Origin of the sequence: Mycobacterium sp. (assembly GCF_036488105.1) — a bacterium.
Lineage (GTDB): Bacteria > Actinomycetota > Actinomycetes > Mycobacteriales > Mycobacteriaceae > Mycobacterium.
Window position 1 is genome coordinate 1 of record NZ_DASXHW010000288.1, and the last position, 4,942, is coordinate 4,942.

The following is a 4,942-nucleotide window of genomic DNA, read 5'->3' on the forward strand; positions in this document are numbered from 1 at the left end:
CGCTTATCAAACGGACGCGCCGGGCTTCTTGTTTCAAAGTGAGACAAATTCGGGTCAGCCCGTTAAGGCGGCCAGAAAGATATGTGCTAGCTGTCAAGAACTTAAGCGTGAGATAACGAAGAGGCCCCTACGCTGGGGAGACTGCCCATTCTCCGGAGGTCGGCTCACCCACTCGGTTGGAGGTGGGCGCCCCGGATAGAGGCCTTATCGACCGGGTCCCCTACCGAGCGGGAGAATGAATCGCTACCCCGACTGCGCCTTGCTTAGCGGCCTGCGTGCTGTCGGGGTAGCCCATTACTGGATCAAGAGCGGCAAGGTCTAGGCCTTACTTGACCCACCAGGGGTGGGGTTGCCCTTTGCGTGGGGGTTGCCCCCTTGCGCTACGAGTGTCGCAGTCAACGTGACGCGCGTTACAGATTGCGCAACATCGAGTTCAGGGTTCACCCAGTTGGCGCATCGTTAGCATTGCTCATTATTATCGCGTAGTGGCGATCGGCCACAGCCTTGAACTTCTCGCGCTGGTTGCGCCAGTCTCGGACGTTGGACCGCGCGCGGTCGCAGGCCAGACACGACCGGTAGCCATCTCGAGCCTTGCCGGCAATGAGGTTTGGTGCGACTAACAAGTGCTCAATGGGACACTCGGTGCGGCGGCCTTTGTTGTGGGTGCCATGCAGGACCATGTCTAGGCAGTTTGAGGCCGGAGTGTCCCACCTCAAATTGCCCAGGTGGTTGTTCGCTACGGCGCCGTCATTGTGGCATCCGTGCATCCCCTCGGGTCTAGGACCTACGAACGCCTCAAGCACCAGCTGGTGAACCTTGCGAGTGCGCCCGCGGCCCTCGATGTACAACTGGACCTGCCGGTGGCCGCGCCGCTCATGGAGAGACTGCTTGAGAATGCACCCCTTCAAGCGGCGCGCACCAAGCGGGCCTTGCACCTGACGGGGAACGCTTCGCACGCGCCCCAGGTCAGAGACTTCGTAAAAACCCTGGCACCCGACCACGGGCAACCAGCGCTCGGTAGGATCACTCATGGGACGGCCTCCGCTGCCGTTCAAGGCCCCGGGGCCGGCGTTGGTAGCGCCGCCCGGGACCGTCTAACAAGGTTGGGGCCAGCATAGCCGAACATGCGTTCGAGCCACGCATGTTAAAGATGAGGCTGAAGTTCTCACCTTCAGGCCCATAGTAAGCGACACCCCACCGGTCTGCCATCGTCAAAAACGGGGTTGCACAACATGCGTACGACGGTGGCCCCCCGCCGCCGAGCCGCCACGCGAGGGGCAGGCTACGAGACGACGGAGGGCCACCCTCAGAACCAGCTCAACCTCGGGGCGTCTCCCGAACGTCGCCCGAAGGAGCCGGTTCACCTAGCGGAGCGGCGCCACCTACACACAGCGGTGTGACGGTCCAACTCCAGTCTTGTTCCCCGCCTAGTCCAACTCCGACCCACCATGTACCCGCAGTGCGGACACACAGCGAAGAACCGCCGACACCATCCCCGGCTGTGCACGGTCACGGCGCGGACACTATGGGCGGGCTCGTCATCAACGGCACCGGCGGCTGAGTGTTCAGCTCGAACAAGGGTGCGACGTCCGGCATCGTCGGAACCATCGGCGGTGACGTGATGCTCGGCGGCAAAGGCTCGGGGGTCTGGGTAATCGTCAACGGCGCAGGGGTTTCGGTCACGGTGACCGGGGCCGGTGCGTCAGGTGTGGCCGTGACAGTCACCTGAGGCAGGGGGACAGGCGTGTCAGTAATGGTCACGGGCGGCTCGACCACCACCTGCGGCTCCGGCGTTGGAGCCGAGGTGGCGATCGGCACAGCAGGTGACGAGACCTGCGGGTCTCCCGGCATTGGAAAAACGGTTGGCGCCGGGTAGACGAGCCCAGCCCATACGCCAGCAGCCGCCCCCAGAGGGGCCATCCAAATCAGCAGCCGCCGAAGCAGTCGCTTGTCGGCGGAGTGCATGACGCCTCCGATCGGAACGGTTGTTCGATCAGTTCGCCAGGACACCCGTCACGATGACGTTACTCAGGAAATTATGGGCCGCCTTGTCCAACTGACCGCCGCACGTGATCAACTGGATCTCGGCGTCAGGCTTCGGGCCGTACGCGTCGGAACTCGGAAACGCGGACTTAAGGACGGTGCGCACCCGCGTGACCTTGAAGGTGATCGTGGAGCCATCCGCTCGGCCGATCACGATCGGATCGCCGAGATTGAGCAGGTGGATGTCGTGGAAGAGGCCCAGCTTCCCGTCCCCGTCAACGTGTGCCAGCAGGACTGCCGAACCAATCTCCCCCGGTCGCACCCCCAGATCGAACCAACCCGCGATTTCAGGGTGGTGGACGTCTGGAACCTGCACTGTCAGGTCTGGGTTAACCCCCAGTGGGATGAGCGCGGACATGGCCTTGATCGCCGGGATGCTCACCGAAGTGGGCAGCGCCACCTGTGGTGCTCCGGCCGGTTGAGCAGTCGGAGTAGTAGCCGGGGCAGGAATCGACGCTGAGGCCATCGGGTCGGCACTCGTCATAGGCGCCGCCGCAGCGGACATGCTCGCTGGTGCCGCCGTAGGTGATGCCGACACGCTGGCCGGAGTCACCGTCGCCGCCGGGCTAGGCGACGACGGTGACCCGGCAACAGCGATGCCCACAACGGCAATCGCCCCGACCGACAGGCCACCCGCAAGGATGGCCCGCCAGTTCACAGCGCCTGCCTGAAGGTCGAGATGGGTGATCCAAGCATGGCGTTTAGTGCTCCCACCTCAGAGTTGTAGACAATCGGACAGTTGACAGTTAGCGCTGCGTCGAACCGTCGCCAGTGGAAACCGCCCCACAGGGCACCATGGGAACGGTCATTGCGTTCGGACACGCCGGGACAACCGGCATGGCGGGGGTGAGAACCAGCGGCGCCGGGGCCGGGGTAACGACGGCCGGGGCCGGGACGGTCATGCCCGCACACGCAATGCCCTGGGCCGCGATCGCCGCGTTCAGCGCCAGACGGGTGTCCAGCACAGCCTTGATCTTCGGCAGGTCGCTGACCAGGGACAGCATGCTGGCGTGCTCGGAGTACAGCTGCATGAGGCTGGCCTGCTGGGCGGCGGTGATGTTGCCCTGGGCGAGGATGCCCTCGGCGGTGGAGATGTTCGCGGCGGTGAAGCCGAGCTCCTTCGCCCGGGCAACGACGACGTTGAGGGCGTTGGTGTAGTTGACCTGCGCGGTCGCCGACAGGGCCATGGCGTTGGTGCAGTCAGCCGCAGTGGCGGCAAAGGCGGTACCGGACAGGCCGAGGGATGCGGCGCCGGCCGCAACAACGAGGGCCAGGGCAGCGATAGAACGCTTCACGTGGTGCCTTCCTTAGTGCTGGGGTGGTTGGGTCAAGCAGGTAGGCGGAGCCTCTGGCCGATAAAGATGGCGTCGGGGTGGGGTAGGCGGTCACCGTTAGCCGCCCAGATCACCTCGAAAGGGAGGCCGAAGGCGGCGGCGATGTGGGTCAGGGTGTCCCCCGGCTGCACGATGTAGTGGTCGAACAGCATTTCGGGGGCTGCCGCAGGGGCCGGCTGCGGCGCCGGGGTAAATGCTGCCGCCTGGTGTGCGGCAACAGTTCGGACCGCGGCGTGGGTGACAGTGGGGGCCGCGCGCTGGGCTGGCCGGTGATGCTTAGTCGGATGGTGGTGTTTCTTCGCGTGGTGATGCTTCGGCTTGTCGTCCCCATGCGTGCCGTGGTGGGAGGCCGCCAACACCACCGGAGTGGACGCATACGCCGGAACGGCTGGGAGGCCGCCGGTGATTTCCGCCAGCACCAAACCGCCCACGGCGATCCGGGCACAGTTCACCGCAACACGGGGACCTGGGGCACGATGACGCCCTCGGTACCCCATATCAGTTGCCACCGCCCATGTAGTCACCGTTGCCGGCGGTGTCCACGGGATTGCCGTCGGACCCATCGCCCAGGCTCGAGCCGTCGCCAGGGCCGTCGGAGAGCCCGTAGTAGTTGCCGCCCCGTCTCGGGTTGAAGTCGTTGAGGATCCCCCCACCGGTCGGGCACTTCAGGTTCACCAAGCTGGCCGCAAGGCGCACCTGCAAGAACTGGGCAAGATCCGGCGCCATAGCGATATCCGGGGACGGTTTCCCAACCTCGAACTCGCGGTCGTTCGCCAACCTGAGCGGGGCAACGAACATCAGCTGCTGGCAGTACACCGCCGACGCGTCCTGATAGGTGAACGGCTGGTCAACCCCAAGCCGGTACAGGTTCGTCTTCGGGGACGACTTTCTGGCGTTCACCATCGTCATCGGGTCGTTCTGCGGCACCAACGCCACCGGTGCGGCCTGCGGCTCAGCCTGCAACTCGTTCAACGCCAACGACACCGAAGTGCGCCCACCGGCGGTCTGGTCCGGCGCGGAGAACGGAACACAACCCAACGCCGGCTGAATAAAGTTGTTGAGCAGCCCGTTGTCCGACCCGTTGGTTACAAACACCGCGCCCGGAGGAATGACCCCGGTGTCCTGACCGGTCTGACCGTTCGCCAGGGCCACATATTTGGTGATCACATTGTCGGACTGGTCCTGGTCAACCACAGAGAAGTCTCGGGTCGACGGGCACGGCAACCCATCCTTCCCCACACCCAGCGGCGGCACAGTCAACAGACCTGCGGTCATGGCGGTGTGCGCAGCCTTAAAAAAGGCGGGGGCGTTGCAGTACGAGAACTGGCCGAAGATTGACCTGAACAGCCCATTCACGCACCCATAGGCGTGTGCCAGGGTCAGATTCGTGCCCTGGAACCCAAACCAAATGCCCACCACCGCACCAGGCGGCAACACTGGTGTCACCGTTGGCAGCAACGGGCGCGTACCACGGTCAATGACCAACGGGCGGTAGATCGTGACCTGACCGGTGGCCGGGTCGAGGATCGTTGCCTCCACGAAAGCCGACTGCGCCGGGTTCGCCT

6 protein-coding genes are annotated in these 4,942 nt (G+C 64.6%); 1 reads left to right on the forward strand and 5 read right to left on the reverse strand.

From position 1 onward, the window contains the following. Positions 1–440: 440 nt before the first annotated feature. Positions 441–1,031, reverse strand: a complete 591-nt coding sequence (locus tag VGH54_RS30050) for an NUMOD4 domain-containing protein (RefSeq protein ID WP_414688715.1) — start codon at positions 1,029–1,031, stop codon at positions 441–443. A 530-nt stretch (positions 1,032–1,561) separates the two neighbouring features. Between VGH54_RS30050 and VGH54_RS14770 the strand changes: the two genes are divergently transcribed. Then, positions 1,562–1,729, forward strand: coding sequence for a hypothetical protein (locus VGH54_RS14770; RefSeq protein WP_331512789.1), 168 nt, complete (start codon positions 1,562–1,564; stop codon positions 1,727–1,729). Positions 1,730–1,993: 264 nt separating this feature from the next. Here the strand turns inward: VGH54_RS14770 and VGH54_RS14775 are convergent, their stop codons facing one another. The 4 genes from VGH54_RS14775 to VGH54_RS14790 form a co-directional block, all read right to left on the reverse strand. Then, entirely contained in the window at positions 1,994–2,527 is a 534-nt protein-coding gene (locus tag VGH54_RS14775) for a sortase domain-bontaining protein (protein ID WP_331512790.1), read from the reverse strand. A gap of 262 nt (positions 2,528–2,789) precedes the next feature. Then, entirely contained in the window at positions 2,790–3,338 is a 549-nt protein-coding gene (locus VGH54_RS14780) for a hypothetical protein (protein ID WP_331512791.1), read from the reverse strand. Between the two features lie 32 nt (positions 3,339–3,370). Beyond that, positions 3,371–3,829: a LysM peptidoglycan-binding domain-containing protein gene (locus VGH54_RS14785; RefSeq protein ID WP_331512792.1), complete on the reverse strand. Its 459-nt coding sequence runs from the start codon at positions 3,827–3,829 to the stop codon at positions 3,371–3,373. A 46-nt stretch (positions 3,830–3,875) separates the two neighbouring features. Then, on the reverse strand, positions 3,876–4,942 hold a 1,067-nt coding region (locus VGH54_RS14790; protein WP_331512793.1), incomplete at its 5' end, for a hypothetical protein.